The organism is Janthinobacterium sp. 75 (genome assembly GCF_004365495.1).
Lineage (GTDB): Bacteria > Pseudomonadota > Gammaproteobacteria > Burkholderiales > Burkholderiaceae_D > Janthinobacterium.
Map to the genome: position 1 here is coordinate 3,129,627 of NZ_SORD01000001.1, position 20,372 is coordinate 3,149,998.

General features: G+C 65.2%; 18 protein-coding genes. 7 read left to right on the forward strand and 11 right to left on the reverse strand.

The genetic code is table 11. The features are described 5' to 3' along the window. Positions 1-86: 86 nt before the first annotated feature. Entirely contained in the window at positions 87-785 is a 699-nt protein-coding gene (locus C8C89_RS27345) for a YXWGXW repeat-containing protein (protein WP_243858018.1), read from the reverse strand. 188 nt (positions 786-973) lie between these two features. Next, a complete protein-coding gene (locus tag C8C89_RS14310) occupies positions 974-1,210 on the reverse strand; it encodes a hypothetical protein (protein WP_133990507.1) in 237 nt (78 codons plus the stop codon). A gap of 366 nt (positions 1,211-1,576) precedes the next feature. On the opposite strand from C8C89_RS14310, the gene C8C89_RS14315 reads away from it, so the two are divergent. The 5 genes from C8C89_RS14315 (at position 1,577) to C8C89_RS14335 (ending at position 8,361) form a co-directional block, all read left to right on the forward strand. Then, positions 1,577-3,892, forward strand: coding sequence for a hypothetical protein (locus tag C8C89_RS14315; protein WP_133990509.1), 2,316 nt, complete (start codon positions 1,577-1,579; stop codon positions 3,890-3,892). A 19-nt stretch (positions 3,893-3,911) separates the two neighbouring features. Beyond that, positions 3,912-6,218 carry an SUMF1/EgtB/PvdO family nonheme iron enzyme gene (locus C8C89_RS14320; protein ID WP_166674741.1) on the forward strand — a complete coding sequence of 769 codons (2,307 nt, stop codon included), beginning with the start codon at positions 3,912-3,914 and terminating at the stop codon, positions 6,216-6,218. Positions 6,219-6,280: 62 nt separating this feature from the next. After that, positions 6,281-7,000: an SIMPL domain-containing protein gene (locus tag C8C89_RS14325; protein WP_243858019.1), complete on the forward strand. Its 720-nt coding sequence runs from the start codon at positions 6,281-6,283 to the stop codon at positions 6,998-7,000. A gap of 78 nt (positions 7,001-7,078) precedes the next feature. Then, a complete protein-coding gene (locus C8C89_RS14330; RefSeq protein ID WP_101481810.1) occupies positions 7,079-7,477 on the forward strand; it encodes an OsmC family protein in 399 nt (132 codons plus the stop codon). Continuing rightward, a complete protein-coding gene (locus tag C8C89_RS14335) occupies positions 7,474-8,361 on the forward strand; it encodes a pirin family protein (RefSeq protein WP_133990513.1) in 888 nt (295 codons plus the stop codon). Before C8C89_RS14330 ends, C8C89_RS14335 begins: the two co-directional genes overlap by 4 nt. A gap of 9 nt (positions 8,362-8,370) precedes the next feature. Here the strand turns inward: C8C89_RS14335 and C8C89_RS14340 are convergent, their stop codons facing one another. The 5 genes from C8C89_RS14340 to C8C89_RS14360 all read right to left on the reverse strand — a co-directional run bounded on the left by C8C89_RS14340 (position 8,371) and on the right by C8C89_RS14360 (position 15,114). Continuing rightward, positions 8,371-10,848 (reverse strand): TonB-dependent receptor, encoded by a 2,478-nt coding sequence (locus C8C89_RS14340; RefSeq protein WP_133990515.1) that lies wholly within the window; start codon positions 10,846-10,848, stop codon positions 8,371-8,373. 113 nt (positions 10,849-10,961) lie between these two features. Further along, entirely contained in the window at positions 10,962-11,930 is a 969-nt protein-coding gene (locus tag C8C89_RS14345) for a FecR domain-containing protein (RefSeq protein ID WP_166674742.1), read from the reverse strand. Then, positions 11,930-12,439, reverse strand: a complete 510-nt coding sequence (locus C8C89_RS14350; RefSeq protein ID WP_243858020.1) for a sigma-70 family RNA polymerase sigma factor — start codon at positions 12,437-12,439, stop codon at positions 11,930-11,932. The genes C8C89_RS14345 and C8C89_RS14350 overlap by 1 nt, the downstream gene beginning before the upstream one ends. 105 nt (positions 12,440-12,544) lie before the next feature. After that, a complete protein-coding gene (locus tag C8C89_RS14355; RefSeq protein WP_101481806.1) occupies positions 12,545-13,147 on the reverse strand; it encodes a metal-dependent hydrolase in 603 nt (200 codons plus the stop codon). A 392-nt stretch (positions 13,148-13,539) separates the two neighbouring features. After that, positions 13,540-15,114 (reverse strand): FHA domain-containing protein, encoded by a 1,575-nt coding sequence (locus C8C89_RS14360; RefSeq protein WP_243858021.1) that lies wholly within the window; start codon positions 15,112-15,114, stop codon positions 13,540-13,542. 340 nt (positions 15,115-15,454) lie between these two features. On the opposite strand from C8C89_RS14360, the gene C8C89_RS14365 reads away from it, so the two are divergent. Then, a complete protein-coding gene (locus C8C89_RS14365; RefSeq protein WP_101481805.1) occupies positions 15,455-15,874 on the forward strand; it encodes a DUF2177 family protein in 420 nt (139 codons plus the stop codon). On the opposite strand, the gene C8C89_RS14370 is transcribed toward C8C89_RS14365, so the two are convergent. From C8C89_RS14370 to C8C89_RS14380, 3 genes are all read right to left on the reverse strand, one after another. Further along, entirely contained in the window at positions 15,855-16,805 is a 951-nt protein-coding gene (locus tag C8C89_RS14370; protein WP_133990521.1) for a protein phosphatase 2C domain-containing protein, read from the reverse strand. The genes C8C89_RS14365 and C8C89_RS14370 overlap by 20 nt on opposite strands. A gap of 143 nt (positions 16,806-16,948) precedes the next feature. Beyond that, a complete protein-coding gene (locus tag C8C89_RS14375) occupies positions 16,949-17,398 on the reverse strand; it encodes a glycine zipper domain-containing protein (RefSeq protein WP_101481803.1) in 450 nt (149 codons plus the stop codon). 120 nt (positions 17,399-17,518) lie between these two features. Then, entirely contained in the window at positions 17,519-18,049 is a 531-nt protein-coding gene (locus tag C8C89_RS14380; protein WP_101481802.1) for a GNAT family protein, read from the reverse strand. A 173-nt stretch (positions 18,050-18,222) separates the two neighbouring features. Here C8C89_RS14380 and C8C89_RS14385 point away from each other — a divergent pair, with 173 nt between their 5' ends. Continuing rightward, positions 18,223-19,677 (forward strand): M20/M25/M40 family metallo-hydrolase, encoded by a 1,455-nt coding sequence (locus C8C89_RS14385; protein ID WP_133990523.1) that lies wholly within the window; start codon positions 18,223-18,225, stop codon positions 19,675-19,677. Positions 19,678-19,693: 16 nt separating this feature from the next. On the opposite strand, the gene C8C89_RS14390 is transcribed toward C8C89_RS14385, so the two are convergent. Then, positions 19,694-20,302 carry a hypothetical protein gene (locus C8C89_RS14390; RefSeq protein ID WP_133990525.1) on the reverse strand — a complete coding sequence of 203 codons (609 nt, stop codon included), beginning with the start codon at positions 20,300-20,302 and terminating at the stop codon, positions 19,694-19,696. Positions 20,303-20,372 lie beyond the last annotated feature (70 nt).

Sequence of the window (20,372 nt, forward strand, 5' to 3'; positions counted from 1 at the left end):
CGTCGCGCGATTTTAATACACGGATATGTCCGGAAAATGACAAGGCCACCGCGATGGGTGGCCTTGGTGAGAACTACTGCCGCGTATTAGCTGCGGTTCGGGTTGTTCGGACGCCGGTCGTCGCGGTTCGGTACCCCATCGCCGTCGCGGTCGTGGCGATTGCCATTGTCGCGGTCATAGCGGTTGGGGATGCCGTCGCGGTCGCGGTCGCCGTTCGGCCCGCGTGGCGACCAGCGGCCTTGCTCCATCTGCCAGCGGCCATCGCGCTGGTTCCAGGCGGGCGGCGCATACACATAGCCGGGGCGTTCGGCGATCCACACGCCTGGCGTCCAGGCGTAGCGCTGGCCGCGCCATTCCCAGTGGCCGGGCGCCCAGATGTAGCCGTGGCGCGCGCGCGGGATGGCTTCACGGCGCGGTGGCGGCGGGGCGATGCGGATCTCGTCATAGCGCACGGGCTGCACTTGCGCGGCGACCCAGCCGCCACGGTCCAGGCGCCAGCGGTTGTTTTCTTGTATCCAGGCGGCCCGGCGGTACTCGTTGCCGCCGCGTTCGCGCAGCCATTCGCCGCTGTTCCAGACATGGCGCTGGCCATCCCAGTTCCAGTAGCCCGGTGCCCAGACATAGCCGGCACGCGGAGCTGGCGCGCTTTCAAAGCGTGGGGGAGGCGGGGCGTTGCCGACGACAATGCTGACGCCGAGCTGATTCTGTGCCATGGCCTGCACGGGCAAGAAGGCCGCGGCGCTGATGGCAAGCATGGCTGCTGCGTAGAGTGTGATGGGTTTCATGGTGTTCTCCATTTCGGTGATTGCATGAAATGGACTATAGGCGCTTGCTGGCGGTTTTTCGCCTTTGATTCAACTTATTACAATTGACACAATAATGTGTGTCCGTGTATCCGTGGCAGATACAAATGGCGGCCTGACGCGTTGGCTAGCCGTGGGGCGCCAGGCGGCGTGGAGTCAGCATGGATGCTTCACATGGTGCTGGCGGTGGCGTTGCCCAGCAAGGCTTGCCGTTCCTCGATCAGCGAGATTTTCTTTTCCTGTTCCGTCAGGCGCTTGGCGCTGACCACCACCACGGGGATGGCGCCGGCTTGCGTCGCAGCGGCTGTTTTCGTGGCCGTTGGCTGGGCGAAGCTGGCATAGCTGGCGCCGCAGGCGATGGCGACGGCGACGGTAAAGATGGCTTCCATGTTTTTCAAGGCTTTCATGATCGTTCCTTTCTGGTGGCGGGTGGGTATGTCTGCACTGTAGCCATGCGCGCGCCCATGCGCCATGCGCATGCGACCAGCCGTGGTTTTGGCGGGATGGCCTGCAAAAAAACGGCGCTGAAATGCCTGCGCCCTGTGCTGGCGGGCGACCGCTTGAATTGAGGCCTAATTCGCCCTGTATCCCTGCATATGAATGCAATTGCCCTATGGCATTATTTGACACTGCACAGTGTTGTGCGCCTGTTGTGAGCCGCGTCGCGCACACATGGCGCGTGCCAGGTGCTGCGCCAGCTGTCCTGCTAGAATCGGCATGGCAGCGGTGTTGCACATGCTTGTGCACACAATCATTCTCATCAGGAGTCACACATGTTCCAATTGTTTGGTTTTGGCGGCGCCCGCTGCCCGCGCTGCGAGCACAAGAACGGCGCTGCCGCCGGCTATTGCGCGCATTGCGGCTTGTCGCTGGGCGCCCCCGACAGCGACGCGGTGCTGCACGCCAATCAGTGGCATCTTGCCGATGGGCAACTGGCCCTGTTCTTCGGCGTGCGCGAACTGTCCTCGCTGTTCGGCGGCGCGGCGCGCCGCCTGCAGGTGCCCGCCGAGTCGCGTGCCTGGATCGTGCAATCGGACGCTTTCACCTTGATACCAGCCGGCGACTACGATAGCGCCACCTTCTTTGCGCGCCTGCCTGCGCTGCTGCCGGCGCGTCCGGCGGAAGTGCTGATTGCGCGCGCCGACGCGGTCAGCCTGGAATTCGACCTGCCCGGCCTGGCAAGCACGGAGTTGCTGAACGTCGCCGCATCCCTGCGCGTAGATATCGCGCTGGGCCAGCCCGATGCGTTCGCGCGCCAGTTCATGCGCGCGCCGGGCGCCGTCACGCGCGCCCACCTGCACGCCTTGCTGCTGCCGTCCGTGCGCCAGATTGCGCTGGAATTCATCGGCAGCCGCGCGCTGCGCGAAATGGACGCGAATGCCGACTTGCGGCCCGAATTGAACGAACGCCTGCAATCGGCCCTGACCCAACGCCTGGCGCCCAGCGGCCTGGCCGTGGCGCGCGTGGACACCCTCAGCCTGCGGCACGACAAGCGCGAGGGCAACGGCGACGCAGCCATCGGCACCCTGTGGCTGGGCGGCTTGCCGGCGCAGGAACTGGAACAGCACAGCCTGGAGCGCATGAAGCAGCTCGACCAGCTGTATGACGAGGAAGAGTGGCAGCGCATTCGCCGCGAAGAGCTGGCGGCGCGCCATGCGCACCGGCGCGCAGAGCTGCAGCAGGATGCGACGGTGGAAAAGGCGGAGCAGGGCTACCAGGAAGCGGAGCGCCTGCAAGCGCTGCGCGGGCGCCAGATCGACCTGTATGGCCGCATCCTGGAAGCGAAATCGCGGCGCCAGGCGCTCGACCATGGCGCCGCGCTGGCGCTGGGTGAGCTGGAACAGGAACTGGCGCAAAAGGGCGCGCAGCGCGCCGATGAAGCGGCCAACTGGGAACACGTGCGCGCGCTGGCCACCATCAAGATGCGCAGCGAGCTGGAACTGTCGCAACTGCATGGGCGCGAGCAAATCCAGCTGGCGCAGCAGCGCTTTACCCATCAAGTCCACTTGCAGTCGATCGCGCAGCAAATTGAAAGCGCGCTGCTGATCGACGACGAAACCGGGCGCCGCACCCAGCTGGCGCGCCTGCGCCAGGCCGAAGCGGATGCGGCGCAGCGCGAGGCGCAGCTGGAGGCGGAGCAGCACCAGGCAGCCTGGCAGGGCCTGATGCTGGCGAATGCGGCGCGCAAACGCGAAGCCGAGCGGGTGCAGGAGTGGGAAGACCAGATGCAGCTGGCGCGCCAGCGCGAGCTGCTGCGCGCCGAGGCGCACAAGGATGAAGCGGCCCAGGTGCAGGCGGCAGAAATCGCGGAAAAAGTGGCGGTGCTGCGGCGCAGCGGCGCGCGCGAGGACGCCATCGCGCAGCAGGAAAAGCTGCTGCGCACCATCGAGGCCGATGGCGTGCACGCACGCCAGTTGCAGCAGCAAACACAGCTGGCGCAGCTCGACGCGCTGGCCATCGAAGAACAGCGCCAGCAGCTGCGCCAACTGGAGCAGGAAGCGCAATGGCAGCGCGATCTGCTGGCCATGGCGCAGCAGCGCGAAAGCGACTACGCGCGCTGGAAGGGCGAATATGAAGCCTTGCTGGCGCAACAGGCGCATGCCGCCGAACTGGCGCGCATCGACATCGATCGCATCGAGAAAATCGGCACGCTGAGCGACACGGGCAAGGTGGCCATGGCCGCCGGGCAGAATGCGGCCGCGCTGGCGCAAGTGCTGAAGGTACAGTTGCAGGCAGGCATGAGCGCCGAGCAGATCCACGCGCTGGCTGCGCTGGCGGCGGCCGAGAACAGCGTCGCGCCGCTGGATGCCATGCGCATGGCGCAGGACAGCGTGGCGCAGGAGCGCAGCTACCTGGAAGGCCAGGCGGAGCGTGAACGGCGCCAGCAGTTGGACCTGATCAACTTGCACAACGCTGCGCACGCGCATGGCCTGTCGGCGCAGGCGCAGCTGGGCGTGGCCGTGGCGCAGGCGCTGCAGCCCGGTGCCGCCGCTGCCGCGCCGGCACGCTGCAAGAACGGCCATGCGCAGCGCGCGGGCCATCCGGAAGATAAATTCTGCGCCGCCTGCGGCGTCGCCCTGCAGCCTTGATGGAAGCGTTTCACCCCAGATGATGCAAAAAGCACGAGACAAACTGCGGGAACTGCGCGCCCTTCACGACGACGGGCTGCTCAGCGAGCAGGAATTTGAACGCCGCAAGAACGCCATCCTTGACGCCGAGTACGCGCCGCCGGGCGCCGCGCCCGCGCCTCTGCCCGTGCGCCAGGGTACGGAACTGGGCTTCATGACGGGCCAGGAAATCGGCCCGCAAAACCGCCGCTACCGGCTCGAACGGCTGATTGGCACGGGCGGCATGGGGCAGGTGTGGCAAGCCACCGACCTGGCCACTCACGCGGAGCTGGGCAGCAGCGAAATGGTGGCGCTGAAGATCTTGCCGGCGCAGCTGACGCAGAGCGCCACGCATGCCAAGCTGCTGATCGAGGAAGCCACCCAGGCGCGCAAACTCGCGCATGAAAACATCGTGCGCGTCTATGAGTGGGCGCAAGACCCGGCCACGGCCAGCTATTTCATCATCATGGAATGCCTCGATGGAGAAGACCTCGAGCACTATCTTGGGCGCCAGGGCACGCTGCCTCTGTCGACCGTGCAGCAATTGCTGCAGCCGGTAGCCGATGCCTTGTCGTATGCGTGGGAAAAACACAAGCTGGTGCACCGCGACATCAAGCCGGGGAATGTCTTCCTGACGGCGAAAGGCGACATCAAGCTGCTCGATTACGGCATCGCTACACGCGTGCGCAATGCGGACAGCAGCCTGGCGCTGGAAACGCCGAATGCGGGCACGCACGGTTATCGGGCGCCCGAGGCAGGCGCCAATCAGCGCCAGCCCAGCCCGCGCCTGGATGTCTATGCGGTGGCCGTGATGATTTACCAGATGCTCGAAGGGCGCATGCCGTTCGACGATGCGCGCAGCGCCAGCCATTTGCCGTCGTCACCGCAGTCGCTCAATGCAGCGCAGTGGCAGGTGCTGCAGAACGGCTTTTCCTTGATGGCGGAATTGCGGCCGCAATCCGTGCAAGCCTTGCTGGAAGGGCTGGAGCGCGCCGCCGGACCGTCGCCTGAAGAACTGGCGGAACAGGCGCGCCAGCAGCAGGCGCGGGCGGCGCAGCAGCAAAAGCAGGCGGCGCTGGCCGCCGAACAGGCCCGCGAAGCGGCGCTGAAGGAAGCGCGCGCGCGCCAGGAAGAACTGGACCAGCGGCGCAAGGCGGAAATCCAGGCCGCTGCGCTGGAAAAGCAGCGGCAGGACAAACTGCGCCGCGAGCAGGAGGCGCAGCGCCATTTCGAAGCCGAAGAGGCGCGCAAGCTGCGCAAGGAAGCGCTGCGCGGCCAGTTGCGCGCGCGCCGCGAAGCTGATGCCGCCACCGCCTTGCAGGAACACCAGGAATTGCAGCGCAAGGCCATCGTCGCCAAGGCGGAGGCGGCCTATCGCGCCGAGCAGGAACGCGCGCGCAGGGAAGAGGCCAGCCGCGCCGCCGCCGCATCTGTCCCGGCGCCGGCATCCGTGCCGGCAGCAGAAACGGAACACGTGGCACCGGTGGCCAATGCCGAAGGCATCTTGCGCGATGATTTCCTCGATGGCCCGGGGCAGGGGCCGGAACTGGTGCTCATTCCCAGCGGCCGCTTCCAGATGGGTGCGCACGAGACGGAACACAAGGCCGCCATCCAGGCAGGCTCGCAGCAGGCCTGGCTCGAGCGAGAGACGCCGCAGCACTGGGTCGGCATCGAGCGTCCGTTCGCGCTGGCGCGCCATCCCGTCAGCGTGGGAGAATGGCGCGCCTTTGTGCAAGCGACGCAATGGGCGGGCGGTTCCGAAACGGACTGGGACAATCCTGGGTTCGTGCAGAACGACCAGCACCCGGTGGTGGGCGTGAGCTGGAATGATGCGCAGCTGTACCTGGCGTGGCTGAGCGACCGCACGGGCCGGCAGTACCGCTTGCCCAGCGAAGCCGAATGGGAATACGCCTGCCGCGCCGGCACGCGCACCGCCTTCAACGTGGGCGAAACGATCAGCACCGAGCAAGCCAACTACGATGGCCTGTATGTCTACAATGGCGGCCCGCGCGGTGTGTACCGCGGCGGCACCAGCCCGTTGGGCAGCTTCGCGCCGAATTCCTGGGGCTTGTTCGACATGCATGGCAATGTGTGGGAATGGGTGCAGGACGTGGTGCACGACAATTACGAAGGCGCGCCCGTCGATGGCAGCGCGTGGGAAGAGGGCTGCGACAGCAGCCGGCGCATCCTGCGCGGCGGCTCCTGGCTGTACCACCCGCGCTACCTGCGCTCGGCCGTGCGCAATAGCTTTTCCACCGTGCTGTCGAACGACATCGTGGGCTTCCGGGTGGCGCGCACGCTCGACTAATTAATTGTCAAAAGTGTCATCTTGACGGATACTTCATGCATCTTAACTGCGCTGGAGTATCCGTGTTCAAGAACCGCCTGCTGTCCATCCTCTTCGTTTGCCTGCCCATGCCTGCCCTTGCCGGCGACTTGCCTGCCTACCCCTTCATCCATGCGACGGGCACGGCCTACAGTTTCATCATGCCGGACCTGGGCGAGATCGACTTCGACGTCAGCGTCTACGACCCCGTGCCGGAGGTGGCCACGGCCCTCGTGCAGACGCGCATCACGGAAATCAAGGCGCTGTTGCTGGAGCAAGGCCTGGCCGAGGCGGCGGCAGGCATCGAGGTGCGCGACGTACGCAAGGAAATCCGCAAGGGCGCCGAGCAGGACCCGGCCAATCCGCAGTACCTGATCAAGGCCAGCGTGCATATCAACGTGGCGGATCTGTCAAAGTGGCCCGCCGTCATGCGCCCGCTGCTGGCCATGCCCAATCTCGATGCGTTTGCCACCACCTTCGGCGCCACGCAGCGCGTCCGCCTGGAGGAGGAACTGGTGGGCGAGGCCGTCAAGGATGCGCAGCGCAAGGCCGACGCGATGGCGCGCGGCTTCGGCAAGCGCGCGGGCGCCGTGGCCGGCATCTCGTCGGACCAGCTGAAAAACCTGGGTAATGCGGTGGGCCTGGTGCCGTCCGATCGTTACCAGCGCGCCAACAGTCGCGCGCAGAAAAATCCCGACGACATGCTGATCGTCACCAGCCTGAAGATGGCGCAGACGGTCGACGCCGTGTTCCGCATCAAATAGCCAGGCGCCCCGGGAGCGGGCTGCGCAAAGCGGGCAAACGGTGTAAATTGTGGCTTTCCAAACGCACCAAGGAACGCCATGACCATCAAAGCCATCCGCGACCAGTCGCAACCCATGCGCCACATCGTGCACGTGCGCGATCACATCATCTCCGCCGACGCCTCGATAGAGGAAGGTGGCGGCGATGCCGGCCCGTCTCCGCACGACCTGTACGACGCGGCCCTGTCGGCCTGCAAGGCGCTCACGGTGGTCTGGTATGCCAGGCACAAGGGCATCCCCCTGGAACACGTGGAAGTGTCGACCGAGCGCGATGCCAGCGAAGAGCGCAAGGGCGTGTACCGCCTGGCCGCCACCCTGCACCTGACCGGTGACTTGAGCGACGCGCAGCGCCAGGAATTGCTGGCCGCAGCCGGCAAATGCCCGCTGCACAAGCTGATGACGGCTGTGACCACCGAAGTGACGACGGTGCTGGCATGAGCGCGGCTATCCTGAAAAGCCACGAAAAGGACCTCGGGGGCGGCTTTGTCGTGCGGCGCTTGCTGCCTTCTGCAGTAAAACAGGCCGTCGGCCCCTTCATTTTCTTTGACCATTTCGGCCCCATCGACGTGGCGCCGGACGCCAACCACGACGTGCGCCCCCATCCGCATATTGGCCTGGCCACCGTCACCTATCTCTTCGAAGGCGCGATCGACCACCGTGACAGCATAGGGTCTTATCAGCGCATCGAACCGGGCGCCATCAACTGGATGACGGCCGGGCGCGGCATCGTGCATTCCGAGCGCACGCCGCACGACCTGGCGGGACAACCGCACCGTACCCACGGCTTGCAACTGTGGGCCGCGCTGCCGAAGGCGCATGAAGAGGATGAACCGAGTTTCACGCACACGCCGCAGGCCGACATTCCCGTCGTGCCGCTCGATGGCGCCATCGTGAAAGTGTTGATCGGCACGGCGTTTGGCAAGACCTCGCCCGTGCGCACCTATATGCAGACCTTGTACCTGGACGTGGCGCTGCAGGCGGGCAAGGCGCTGCGCCTAGAGGGCTTGCCGGCGGAAGCGGCGATTTACCCGATCAGCGGGGACGTGCTGGTCGATGGCGTGGCGCTGCTGCCGCACACCATGGCCTTGCTGGAGGAGGGCAAGGTGCCTGTCGTGACGGCAGGCAGCGGCCCGGTGCAGTTTGTTGTCATCGGCGGTGAGCCGCTGGACGGCCACCGCTTCCTGTTCTGGAATTTCGTCTCATCGAGCAAGGAGCGCTTGTCGCAGGCGGCCGACGACTGGAGCGCCCAGCGCATGGGGCAGGTGCCGGGCGAGACGGAATTCATTCCGCTGCCGAAGGCGCCATTGCGGCCTTCGGCATAGGCATTTCGTTTAGAAACGCGCGCGCAAGGTCAGTTGCGCCTTGCGCGGTTCGCCATAGAAATTGCCCCACGCAGGCGCGCTCACCGTCTGGTAGTAGCGCTTGTCGAGCAAGTTCGTCACGGACAGCGCCGCCGTCCAGTTGCGGTCGATTTGGTAGGCGGCGCGCGCGCTCCACAAGGCGTACGCGCCTTGCGCCACCTTCACGTCGCGCGTGGTGCGCGAGCTCTCCGTCTGGAAGTTCACGCCGCCACCCACGCTCCACTTCTGCAACGCGCCGGCCAGGCGGTAGTCGCTCCACGCGCGCAGCATGTGGCGCGGCGAGTAGGTGCTGGCGAACATCACGCCCACAATCGAGGTCTGGTCCAGGTATTTGAAGTTGTTCAAGGTGTAGCCGGCGAACAGCTGCCAGCCCGGCGCCACTTCGCCGCTGATTTCAGCGTCGAGGCCTTCGCTGCGCACCTTTCCCGTCGAGAAATAGCACTCCGTGCCGCTGGTACAGATATTGACCAGATCGGCCTCGGCGCGGTTGCGCTGCTCGATGCGGAACAGCGCCAGCGAGGTATTGACCTTGCCGTTGAACAGTTCACCTTTCACGCCCACTTCCAGGTTGCGCCCTTTGAGCGGGTCGAGCAAGGCGCCATCGGCCGTGCGCTGGTTTTGCGGCTGGAAGATGTCGGAGACGCTGGCGTAGCCGGACCAGTCCTTGTCGAATGCGTAGATCACGCCGCCATACGGCGTGACGACGCCGTTTTCGCGGTAGGGGTCGAGATACACCTCGCCCGTGTCGCGGTACACGCTGCTCGATTTGTAGTTCGACACGCGCGCGCCGGCCACCACGGTGAGCGGGTCGCTGACGCTGAAACGGGCCACGCCATACGCGCCCGTCTGCGTCATGGTCGTCAGGCTGTGAGCACCACCATAGCGATTTTCGCGAAGCCAGGCATCGCTCGGTTCCGCTACGCCGTGATTGGGTTGCAGGGCGCTATTGGGCAGCTTCATCATGGCCAGGCTGTAATCGCTGTCGTTTTCCAGCCGGTTCGTGCTGATGCCCGCGCTGAAGCCGTGGCGGCGGCCAAAGGCGTTGAATTTGCCATCGAGCGACAAGTCGACACCCTTGTTGGTGGTGCCATAGTCGAACACGCCGGCGTACATCATCATGCCGGCCAGGGTGGCGGGGTTGAGCGCACCCAGGTTGAACATGTATTTCACGTCATGCTGTTCGCGCGTGTAGTTGGCGCTGGCTTTCAGCGACCAGTCGGCATCGAAACGGTGCTCGAATTCGGCGAAGGCGGCCGTCTGGCGGCTGTCCCACCGGTTCCAATCGGCGCCGAGGTAGGTCGAGCGGGGCAGTTTCGGGTCGCTGCCGTCGAGGTAGCGGGGCATGCCGGAGAAAAACGGGGTCGAGTGCAGTTTTTCGTAGCTGGCGCCCGTCGTCAGCTTACTGCCCGGCGCCAGGTCGAATTCCAGCACGCCGTACAGTACGTCGGTGCGGCTGTCGGCCACGTCATAAAAATAATCGCGCTGGTCGTGCGCAGCCACGACGCGGCCGCGGATGCTGCCCGACTCGTTCAAGGGGCCGGTGACGTCGACTTCGCCGCGCACGTCGTTCCAGCGGCCCGCGCTGAGCGCAAGTTGCGTCTGTTTTTCCGCCAGCGGGCGCTTGCGCACCATGTTGATGGCGGCGCCCGGCGAACCTGTGCCCTGCAGCAGTCCCGTGGCGCCGCGCACGATTTCCACGCGATCCAGCATGGCGGTATTGCTGGTAAAACTGTTCGCCTGCGGGTAGTACATGGCGCGGTTGACGCCATCGAACTGGTAGGTCTCGACCATGAAACCGCGTGAATACACATAGCGTCCGCCCATGGGGCTATCGTACATGGTGATGCCGGTGGTATTGGCCAGCACGGCGTCGATAGTGCTGAGGTTCTGGTCGTCCATTTTCTGCCGCGTGACGACACTGACGGATTGGGGAATTTCGCGCAGGGTCTGCACGCCCTTGCCGACGGTGACGGCGCGCGCCGCGTACGAGCTGCTGTGCTCACTGACGGGGTCGCGCTCCATGCTGGCGCTGACCATCACGGGCGCCATGGTCTTTTCTACGCCAGCCTCCGAGGTGGAGGATGGCGCCGCCTGGCGCAGCACGTAGGCGCCGTTCGGCAGCTGCACCGCTTCCATGCCGCTGCCGGCCAGCACCTGGGAAAAGCCTTGGGCTACGTTGAAGCTGCCGCGCACGCCGGGCGAGCGCAGGCCGCGCGTCTGCGCGGGATCGGTCGACAGGCTGACGCCGGCGGCGACGGCAAAATCGTTGAGGGCAGTGGCCAGCGGGCCGGCGGGCACGGCGTAGGGTTGCGGTGCTGCGGCGGCAGCCTGGCCTTGCGCCAGGGCGGGTGCGGCGATGAAGGCGGCGGGGGCGGCGCAAGCCATGGTGAGGACGGCCAGGCGGATGGCGCGCGCGGCGGGATGGAGGACGGGGGTGGTCAGCTGCATGCTCGGTCTTTCTGCTCAGGGTGTGGTCAATGGAGGATGAATCGGCTACTTATCTATGAAGCCGAAGCAGCGCATCGAAACACCAACCCCTTGCGCAAAAAGGCTGAAAATAATTATGCGGGCCTGGCCGCCACCGTGGCCCAGTAGCGTGTGAAGTAGGTCACTTGCAGCCCGTGCGAGGCGCACAGGCTTTCCAGCACGGCGTCGATATCGTCGAGGCGGTAGGTGCCCGTGACGGGCCGCCGCGCCACCTTGGCGTCGCATGCGAGGCGCCCGCGCCGGTAGCGCGCCAGTTCCCGCACCAGTTGTTGCAGGGGCCAGTCGGCGGCCACCAGCATGCCGCGCAGCCAGCTGTCCTGGTGCGCTTGCGTGGCCTGCACATTATCCGCGCCAGTTTCGCCAAAGCGTAGCTGCTGACCCGCTTCCAGGCGCCACACGGCGTCCGGTCGTGCAGCGCAGCGCACTTCTACGGCGTGCTCGAAGACGCTGACGGTGCTGCCATCGGCGTCGCAGCGTATGCCGAAGCGCGTGCCCAGCGCGCGGATCACGCCGTGCCGGGTGTCGACCAGGAAGGGGCGCGGATCGGGCGCCGTCGTGATCATGATTTCGCCATGGTGCAGGCGGATGCGGCGCTGCGTGGCGTTGTAGGCGACATCCAGGGCGCTATCCGTATTGACCTCCAGGCGCCCGCCATCGGCCAAGGTGACGTGGCGGCGCTGGCCCGGCGCCGTGCGCAAGGACGCCGTCAGGGCTTGCCATGGGCCCGACTGCAGGCCTGCCTGGCCCAGCGCGATGCCGCTGCCGGCCGCCACCAGCAGCGCGAGTATCTTGGCGGCCGCGCGCCGGCGTTGCTGCGCCGCCTGCAGCGCGGGCAGGGCGAGGCTGGCGGGTATCGTGCCCAGCTGGCCATCCATGCGCTGCAGCAGTTCCCAGGCCCGTTCATGCTCGTCGCTGGCGTCGCGCCATGCCTGCAGCGCTGCCGGGTCGGCGCTGCCGCATTGGAGTTCCACATGCCAGTGGGCGGCGGCGGCCAGCACTTTGCGGGGGATTGGGGCTGAATGCGGGGCGGAAGGGGAAAACATCAGCCGGCCGCCAGCAGCAGGCATTCCGTGTAGGCGCGCACCAGGTGTTTCTTGACGGTCGGCAGGGATATGCCGAGGCGCCGGCTGATGTCCACATAGCTGAGTTCCTCGATTTGCGCCAGCAGGAAGATGGCCCGCGTGCGCGCGCCCAGACTGTCGAGCAGGCGGTCGATGGCGAGCAGGGTTTCAATGATGATGGCATGCGTTTCGGCGCACATCGATACCGGTTCGGCCTGCTGGGCCAGCGCTTCCAGGTAGGCGTGCTCCAGCGCCTGGCGTCGGTAGCGGTCGATCAGCAAGCCGCGCGCAATCGTCGCCAGGTAGCCGCGCGGCTCGCGCAGGGGCACCGCATCGCGCTTGCCCAGCAGGCGCAAAAAGGTGTCCTGCGCCAGGTCGGCCGCCTCGGCGCGATTGCCCAACTTGCCGCGCAGCCAGCCATACAGCCAGCCATGGTGCTCGCTGTACAGGGTGCTCAGGTGGCTGGCATGGGTGGGGCTGACGGTACTCACTGCGTTCTCCAGGCAAGGGAAGAGCTGGGCTGACGGAACGCGGTGTGCCGGCTGGCTGGGCTTTTTGAGAATGATACTCATTATCACATTGCCACGCCGCCCGCGTCAATTGGCGCCGCCACCAAGGCGCCAGCGTTCCTGCCACTGTTGCAGATCCGCCCAGGCTTGCTGCAGGGCAGTGGCGGACCAGTGCAGCAGGCTGTCGAGCGCCAGCAGGGTGCGCCGCAGGTGGATGCCATCGAAAAACACATGGTCGGCCACGACCGTGGCGGCCAGCCAGGCGGCGGCGATGACGATGATGTCATGGCGGCCGCTTTTCCACCAGCGCAGAGAGTGGCGGCGAAAGATCCACGGCACGCCCAGCGGATTGGGCCAGTCGGCCAGCAGATGCATGATACCGCCCGCCGCAAAGCCGAACAGGGGCGGTGCCCAGAGGTGGTGCGGCAATTGCAGGTAGGTGTAGATGAGCAGGGCGATCCAGGCCAGGCCCCAGTGCGTCCAGGTGCGGTGCGTGATCCACAGTCGGTGCGTGCGCGCCCACCAGGCCACTTCCAGCCAGTCGGGCGCCGTGCCGCCCAGCGCGCCCATGATAAAGGCGAGCATGCTCAGCACTTGATAGGGCCCACCGGCGTCAGCGTGCGCGACCAGGGCCGCGGCAATCACGCCGGCAGCCCAGCCGGTCGCATGGTGCGCTTTGTTGGAAGCCATAGGAAATGTAAAACGCCATGCGGACGCTTTGTGAAATGCAAGGGATATTAACTGGATGAATATACAGTATGCAAGGGCGTGAGGGGGGAGTATTTGCAGAATATCTGGCGATAATTTGTTAAATTGTGTGTCGGAATGGCCTTGCCAGCGAGCTCGGCAACGCATGCCGGCCAGTCAAGTGTATTGTGCGGCTGATAATGCAATTGGCGCAGGGCGCACTATGCTGAGGGTAGTCCTACGTTTTGAAGAGGTCTTGCCATGAAAATCCCGCGCGAATTGCAAATCCCCGCCATCGTGTTTACGCTGGAAGCGGTGTTTATACTCGGCTTGTCGATGATTTTTCTCGTACTGGTGCCGCGCTAGCGATCAGGGCGGTGCAGGACGTCGTTGCATCAGGCGGTTTGCATGGTACTACTATCGCACAGCGCCGCACCCTCGGTGCGGATGATCCAGCATTCCGGATACGGTTCGCTGGCGAAGCGTTTGTGCCGCGCGAAGCCGCTGAGTTTATCCAGAGCGGTAGCGGGGGCCAGTGCTGTTTCCTTGCCACTGGCCGTGTCCAGGTGCCAGAAACCGCCGTTGCGGTGGAAGAGCACGGGTAGGCAGCTGGCCTGCGGCGTGGCCAGGTGGGTGGCTGGCGAGGGCTGGGCTTCCGGCAGCAGTAGGTAAAAACATTCGGCGCGGGCGCCGTGGTCGATGCGGTGCAGGATTACGCCGTGCGCAAGGATGGCCGTGACGCTGAGCACGACGATTCCCTTGATGCTGGCAGACAGTTCGATGCGCATGCCCAGCCGAAGGGCAACTGGCTTGTGCTTGCCAGGCCATACGCCGTCGAGCAGCACACCGTAGCGTGACACGTCCTCGATTTCAAAGCCTTGCTGGCCGCGGCGGATGATGGCATGGCGGCCTGACAGGCGCCGTGTCAAGCCATTGTTGTCCTGGCCGTCGGGGTTGAAATGGCTGAGCAGCACATCGGCTTCCGGGTCCACCAGCTCGAAGCGGCCCAGCATGCATTCTTCCAGCGCGAACAGACGGATCTGGCGCTGTTCGCCCGCTTCCGGCGCCGCATTGACGAGGCAGGCGGCCTGGCTCGGATGCGGATGGCAGTGGCTGGCGGCGGGCAGGTCGACTTCGATCAACTCCTCGTCCCAGGCGATGGTGGTAAAACCCATGTCGATCTTGCCTTGCGGCGCAGATAAATCCACGTGGGCGATGCCGGCATTGCGCGCCGTCACGTCGAGGTTACAGCCGTCGCCACCCGTGACGCGGGCGATCGAGGCGTCGTCGGCCATCACGCGTACATTCTTGTGCGTGCTGAGGAAGATCTGGTGGATTTCCGTCAGGGTGGCATCGCGGCGCGGCACCAGGATGACGAAGGTGCACACCCATTTCTGCGCCACGGCGCCGTCGACATGGCTGTGCACTTCCACTTCGATCTGGTACTGCCCGTGTTCCTTGTTGCGCGAGGAGAACTCGACAAACACGGGGCGCCAGTCGCCGCGGGTGGTACGCACGAAATCATGCTGCACATGGCCACGGGGTATCAGGTCCGAGCGCAGGCGCAAGGTCAGTTGCGGCGCACAGGCGGCGCTCATGCCGCGCAGTTCCATTTTCAGGGTTTGCCGTCCGCCTGCCGCACGGGGATCGAAGCCGCTGATGTGCAGATGGGTTTGTACGGGCTGGTAGGCCGGCGCAGCCGCTGGCGCGGCAACGGCGGCTGGCGTGAATGGCGGAGGTGCGGTGGAGAGCGGTACATTGCTGCTCACGGCCTGAAAGGCAGGATCATGGGCCGGGGCGTGCGAAAGCGCCGTTGCCGATGGCTCGGAACGGGCGCTGCGCAGTGCGGTCAACAGGTCGTAGCTGCTGGGGGCATTGGTCGCTTGCGGGTGGTTGCCCGCACAGACTGTTTCCCCAGGCAAGACCCAGAACGTACAGTGCGGGTGCTCCGGGTTGCTGCATTTTTTCATGACATTCTGACTCGAATCGAGCGGGGGCATTTTGCCCTCTGTTCTACATGAGAGCTTACGCGCTTTTGCGCCTGCTTGGCAACTTTCGCAGCGCCGGAATGCGCTCTTTTTGCCCGAATTCATGTTCCCGGTCACACCCTGCAATACGCGCCAAGGAAACCATTGCTCAAAAACATATTTTATATCTTTCTTGATATGTTGTTCTGATATTACATGGAATCGCTTCCCCTCGATGCGCGTGCGCGCCGGCGGGGTATTTTTACGCCCGCGATGCGAGCCTGGGACGTTTTGCATTATGCTGGCGCAGCCGATCCCCTCACGTTTGAATCGAAAGACGACCATGCCTGCCCAACGCCCGCTTCAGCTTGCCATAGCCTATGGCGCCACTTTGTCTGTGTTCCTGGCCATCGATGCCCTGTGGCTGGCGGTGTTGATGCGGCCCGTGTATGCCGCGGCGCTGGGTCCGCTATTGGCGGAGTCGCCCCGCTGGGCGCCGGCCACGCTGTTTTATCTGCTGTACGTGGCGGGGCTGCTGGTCTTTGCCATCCTGCCCGGACTGCGTGCGCGCCGCGGGCGCACGGCGGCGGCACTGGGCGCGCTGCTCGGCCTGCTTGCCTATGGTACTTATGACTTGAGTAATTACGCGACCCTGCGCGATTGGCCGCTGGGCTTGACGATGATCGACATGGCCTGGGGCAGCGTGTTGTCGGCCGCGTCGGCAACGGCCGGTTATCTGGCAGCTAGCCGCCTGGGCCGGTGAACGCCGCATCGAAGCGCAGCGCCAGCAAGGTAATGTTGTCGCTATGCAAGCCTTTTGGCGGGTGGGCGAGGAAGTCGTCAAACAGGGCGCCGACGGCCTGTGCTGCACTCTTGCCGGCACACAAGGCGGGCCAGCGGCCCGTGAGAGCGAGCGGATCGTCACAGGCCCAGAAGCCATCGCTGGCGAGCACATAGTGGGCGCCGGGCCGCACGCGCAGCACGCGGCGGTCGCCCAGATGCGCCAGGAAGGGCGGCAAGGTGGCCGCATCGAGGCCGCGCAGGGGCTTGTCGAGCTGCAAGCTGTCGCTGATGGCGTTGCCTAAAATAAATGCCTGCGAAATTTGCGGATGGTGCTCGCCGTGCACGGCAGCGCGCCAGCGCGTCTCGTCGAGCGCGCCGCGCATGGCGTACACGGTGGCTGGCACGTGGTCGACGGTCAGGATGCTGGCCGCGCCGTCGGCAAGCTCATACAGGCGCGAATCGCCCACGTGATACAGCAGCGGGGCTTCGCCGGGCGGCACCTCCAGCAAGGTCAGGGTGGTGCCGGGGGGGCGCGCCTGGGCGGGTGCGCTTCTTGCGAAACTGTCCTGCAAGCGCGTGTGCAAGGCGTCGAGGCTTGCTGCCAGGCTAGCCGTGTCGAGGCAGGCGGGCATGGCCAGCAAGCCTTGCACGGCCGCTTCCGCCGCCTCGCGCCCATGGCCGTGGCCGCCCATGCCGTCGAGCACGGCTGCGCGCACATGGCCGCGCGGCCAGCCCGGCACCTGGCAGTGGAATGGCGCCTGCCGTGACAGGCAGACGGCGTGGCCGCTGGCATCGATCAGCAGGAAGTTATCCTGGTTTTCGCGTCGCGGCATGGGGCCGGCGCCCACGCTGGTGCCGGCGGCGGCATCGATCCAGGGGCCGAAGTCAAGCGCGTCTTTGATTAAATGCATCGGTCGGTGCGGTCCAGGCGGCCAGTTAAGTTGATCATAGGACACAGCTTAGCCGAAATTGTGCAGCGGTGATACCTTGCCTGTCTCGCAAAAAAACCTGCGGCAGCAGGCTGGCGCAGGTTTCGCATAATGCAGGGTGGTGCTTAACGGCGATGGCCCCAGCCGTGGCCGCGGTCATGGTAGTCCCGGTCATAGTAGCCGCGGCGGCCATGGTCGCGGTAGTAGCCGCGGCCCGGTTGCACGTAGACGACAGCCGGCGGGCCGTAGTAGCGCGGTGGCGGCGCGTAGTACACGGGTTGCGGCGCCGGGGCGTAGTACACCGGTTGCGGCGCAGGCGCATAATAGGTTTCGCGGTAGCCGCCGCGATAGCCGCCACGGTCGTAATAGCGGTCATTCGTGCTGATGCTGTTGCCGACGGCGGCGCCAAGCACGCCACCGACGATCGCGCCATTGCGGCCGCCGGTGCTGTTGCCAATGGCCGCTCCGACGACGGCGCCAGCAACGGTATTGAAGTCGCGGTCACCGGCGACTGCGGCCGAAGACACAGCCACTGCCGCTACCATTACCGCACCCAGGAGTTTCTTGTTCAACATGGCATTTCCTTCCATTCCGGCGAGATCACAATGATCTGCATGGACTGGACTATATCTGCTGCTCCCCGCTTGTTCCATGTCTAATACAACTTATTACAATCCTGCTCCGATGGTAACAAGTCAGCGTGCACGCGCCTGCCATTCGGGCCGCAGCAGGCTGTACATTTTGACATCGTGCATCGCGCCGTTGATAAAAAAGGCCTGGCGCATCAAGCCTTCCTGGGTAAAGCCGTTCTTTTGCGCGATGCGCTCGGAGCCGATGTTCAGTGGATCCATCAGCAGTTCCAGGCGGTGATACGGATAGGCGTTGAACAGGTAGTCGATCACCAGGCGCGTCGCTTCGCTGATGTAGCCCTGCCCATCGCGCTGCCGGTCGAACAGGCGGTAGCCGATCTCGCGCGAGGCTGGCGTGCGGCTCTTGAAATGCGTGATCGTGCCGATGATGTGCTGGGCCTTGTCTTCGATGAGGAACAATTCGCTGTCCTCGGTGACAAAGCCCGATTGCAGGAAATCGCGCCGCATGGCCTCGGGCGACTTGAATTGCATGGAGAAAAACTCGCCGCGCGAGGGCAGGTCGTTGACGAGGGAAATATAGGCATTCAGGTCCGCAGCCTGCAAATGTCGGACGGTACAGAGTGTTCCCTTGAGCATGGAGGTATCCGGTAACGATCACGCTTTGCATGGTATCGACTCTGGAGGAAAGAGGCAATCGATCCCGTAAAAGTTGCTGCAATGACAGAATAAATACGCTATCGTAGAAAGCCGCGCCTTGCCCCTGGCCACGGCGTATCCGCTTCGACCTTGTTGACTGGAACTGAAATCACATGCATACCATTTTGACTGGCGCGCCACTGCGCCGTTCGTCCTTGTCCATCGCCATTGCCATCGCCCTTGGCTGCGCCGCCAGCGCCTTTGCCGCCGCGCCAGGCGATGCGCCGCAGGCGCTGGCGCAGGTGCGCGACACGGCGCTGCAAAGCGACTGGGCGTATGCCCGCCTGGCTGACATGACGGATTTGATCGGCCCGCGCCTGTCTGGCTCCGCCGGCGCGGCCGCCGCCGTGCAGCAGGTGGCCGAGGCCATGCGCCAGTTGGGCGCCACTGTCACCTTGCAGCCCGTGAAAGTGCCACACTGGGTGCGCGGTGTGGAAACGGCGGAAATCGTCGACTATGCGGGCCGTCCGCAGGGCGTGTCGCAACGCGTGGTGCTCACCGCACTGGGCGGCTCCGGTGCCACTCCGGCCGCCGGCCTGACGGCGCCCCTCATCATTGTCAAAAGCTTGGAGGAGCTCAAGGCGCGTGCGGCGCAAGTGAAGGGCGCCATCGTGCTGATCGATACGCCGTTCGACCAGGAGATGGCCGAGCGGGGCCTGGCCGGCGTGACTTACGGCCAGGGTTCGCGCTTCCGTTTCAATGGACCGAAGGCGGCGGCCGACCTGGGCGCGGCTGCCGCGCTGGTGCGCTCGATCGGCGGCGCGAACTTCCGCATCCCGCATGCGGGCGCCACGGGCCTCGATGACAATAAACGCATTCCCGCCGCCGCTGTCACGGTGGAAGACGCCTTGTTGATCGGCCGCCTGGCCGCGCGCGGTCCCCTGAAAATGCACCTGACACTGACGCCGCAAAACCTGCCCGAGGCGGACAGCTATAACGTGATCGCCGACTGGCCGGGCACGGACAAGGCTGACGAAGTGGTGGTGGTCTCGGGCCACCTCGATTCCTGGGACCTGGCGACGGGCGCGCACGACGACGGCGCCGGCGTGGTGGCGGCTATGGGCGTGGTGGAAACCCTGAAAAAGCTCGATTACCGCCCGCGCCGCACCATCCGCGTGATCGCGTGGATGAACGAGGAAAATGGCGGCCGTGGCGGCCAGGCCTATTTCGAAGCCCACAAGCTGGCGCTTGGAAAACAATATGCGGCCATCGAGATGGACAGCGGCGCCGGCCGCCCGTTCGGCATCCTGGCCAGCGTCGGGCCGAAGTCGGAAAAGCTGTTCGCGCCCCTGCGCGCCGCCTTGCAGCCAATCGGTGCGCACGCGTTCACGCGCCGCGACGCGCTGGGTACGGGCGACTTGCACCGCCTGGAAACGGGCGGCGTGCCCAGCTTCGAGCCGCTGGTCGACAGCCACAGCTACTTCCACTACCATCACACGCCGGCCGACACGCTGGACAAGGTCGACCCGGAGAACCTGAAGCGCAACGTGGCGCTGATGTCGTCGCTGGCCTGGTTCCTGGCCAATATCGATGGCGAGATCGGGCGGGCCCCGGAGCAAACGGAGTAAGGGGGGGCTCGCCTCCTCACTGCGAGTAACCCTGCAGATCGTCGGCCCCATCGTGGCGGATGCCCCACCACGGCAAGCAGGCATTGTTTTCGCCGCGCGCGCGGAACCACGGTTTCTCGTGGGCGATGGGCCGCACGGTGGCCGGCGGCAACACCAGCACGCAGCTAGCGCTGTCAGGATCGCTGGTGCCCGCCACCAGCACGCTCTTGCCGACGTGGTTCGCGTGGGCGATGCCCAGGACCACGTTGGTCAGCGCCGTGCCGGCGCCCATTTCACCCAGCAGCGCCGGCATATTGAAGGTCTGTGGCAGGAAGTCGAAGTCCGGCACTTCCAGGGGCAGCGCCTGCGCCAGCTGGCTGGCGGCCAGGTAGTTCTGGATTTCCTGCTTGCGCCAGGCATTGAATTCCTTGCTAGCCGCCTCCGGCTTGTTCACCGGCGTCACAGGCTTGACTTTTTCGACCCAGCCGTCGCGCCTGGCTTGCATGCGCAGCATGCCGTTCTGTTCGTAGCGCAGCGCCGCCTCGGCTTGCGCATCGCCCTTGCCCTGGGAACGGTAGGGCGCATACCCGCCTTCGGCCTCGGCGAGCAGGATGCAATTCGTATCGAGCGTAGGGGCGGGCGACAAGTGGGCGCTCCGTCAATGTTGAACAGGAAAAAGCGGTGCCCAAGCGAACCCAGGCAATCTGCACTGTATG

Coding starts and splice junctions, on each gene's coding strand:
- C8C89_RS14320 (WP_166674741.1), top strand. CDS start 3,912: ATGATGCAAAAAGCACGAGACAAACTGCGGGAACTGCGCGCCCTTCAC.
- C8C89_RS14310 (WP_133990507.1), bottom strand. CDS start 1,210: ATGAAAGCCTTGAAAAACATGGAAGCCATCTTTACCGTCGCCGTCGCC.
- C8C89_RS14365 (WP_101481805.1), top strand. CDS start 15,455: ATGCCTGCCCAACGCCCGCTTCAGCTTGCCATAGCCTATGGCGCCACT.
- C8C89_RS14340 (WP_133990515.1), bottom strand. CDS start 10,848: ATGCAGCTGACCACCCCCGTCCTCCATCCCGCCGCGCGCGCCATCCGC.
- C8C89_RS14330 (WP_101481810.1), top strand. CDS start 7,079: ATGACCATCAAAGCCATCCGCGACCAGTCGCAACCCATGCGCCACATC.
- C8C89_RS14335 (WP_133990513.1), top strand. CDS start 7,474: ATGAGCGCGGCTATCCTGAAAAGCCACGAAAAGGACCTCGGGGGCGGC.
- C8C89_RS14315 (WP_133990509.1), top strand. CDS start 1,577: ATGTTCCAATTGTTTGGTTTTGGCGGCGCCCGCTGCCCGCGCTGCGAG.
- C8C89_RS14370 (WP_133990521.1), bottom strand. CDS start 16,805: ATGCATTTAATCAAAGACGCGCTTGACTTCGGCCCCTGGATCGATGCC.
- C8C89_RS27345 (WP_243858018.1), bottom strand. CDS start 785: ATGAAACCCATCACACTCTACGCAGCAGCCATGCTTGCCATCAGCGCC.
- C8C89_RS14360 (WP_243858021.1), bottom strand. CDS start 15,114: ATGAAAAAATGCAGCAACCCGGAGCACCCGCACTGTACGTTCTGGGTC.
- C8C89_RS14355 (WP_101481806.1), bottom strand. CDS start 13,147: ATGGCTTCCAACAAAGCGCACCATGCGACCGGCTGGGCTGCCGGCGTG.
- C8C89_RS14380 (WP_101481802.1), bottom strand. CDS start 18,049: ATGCTCAAGGGAACACTCTGTACCGTCCGACATTTGCAGGCTGCGGAC.
- C8C89_RS14345 (WP_166674742.1), bottom strand. CDS start 11,930: ATGTTTTCCCCTTCCGCCCCGCATTCAGCCCCAATCCCCCGCAAAGTG.
- C8C89_RS14385 (WP_133990523.1), top strand. CDS start 18,223: ATGCATACCATTTTGACTGGCGCGCCACTGCGCCGTTCGTCCTTGTCC.
- C8C89_RS14375 (WP_101481803.1), bottom strand. CDS start 17,398: ATGTTGAACAAGAAACTCCTGGGTGCGGTAATGGTAGCGGCAGTGGCT.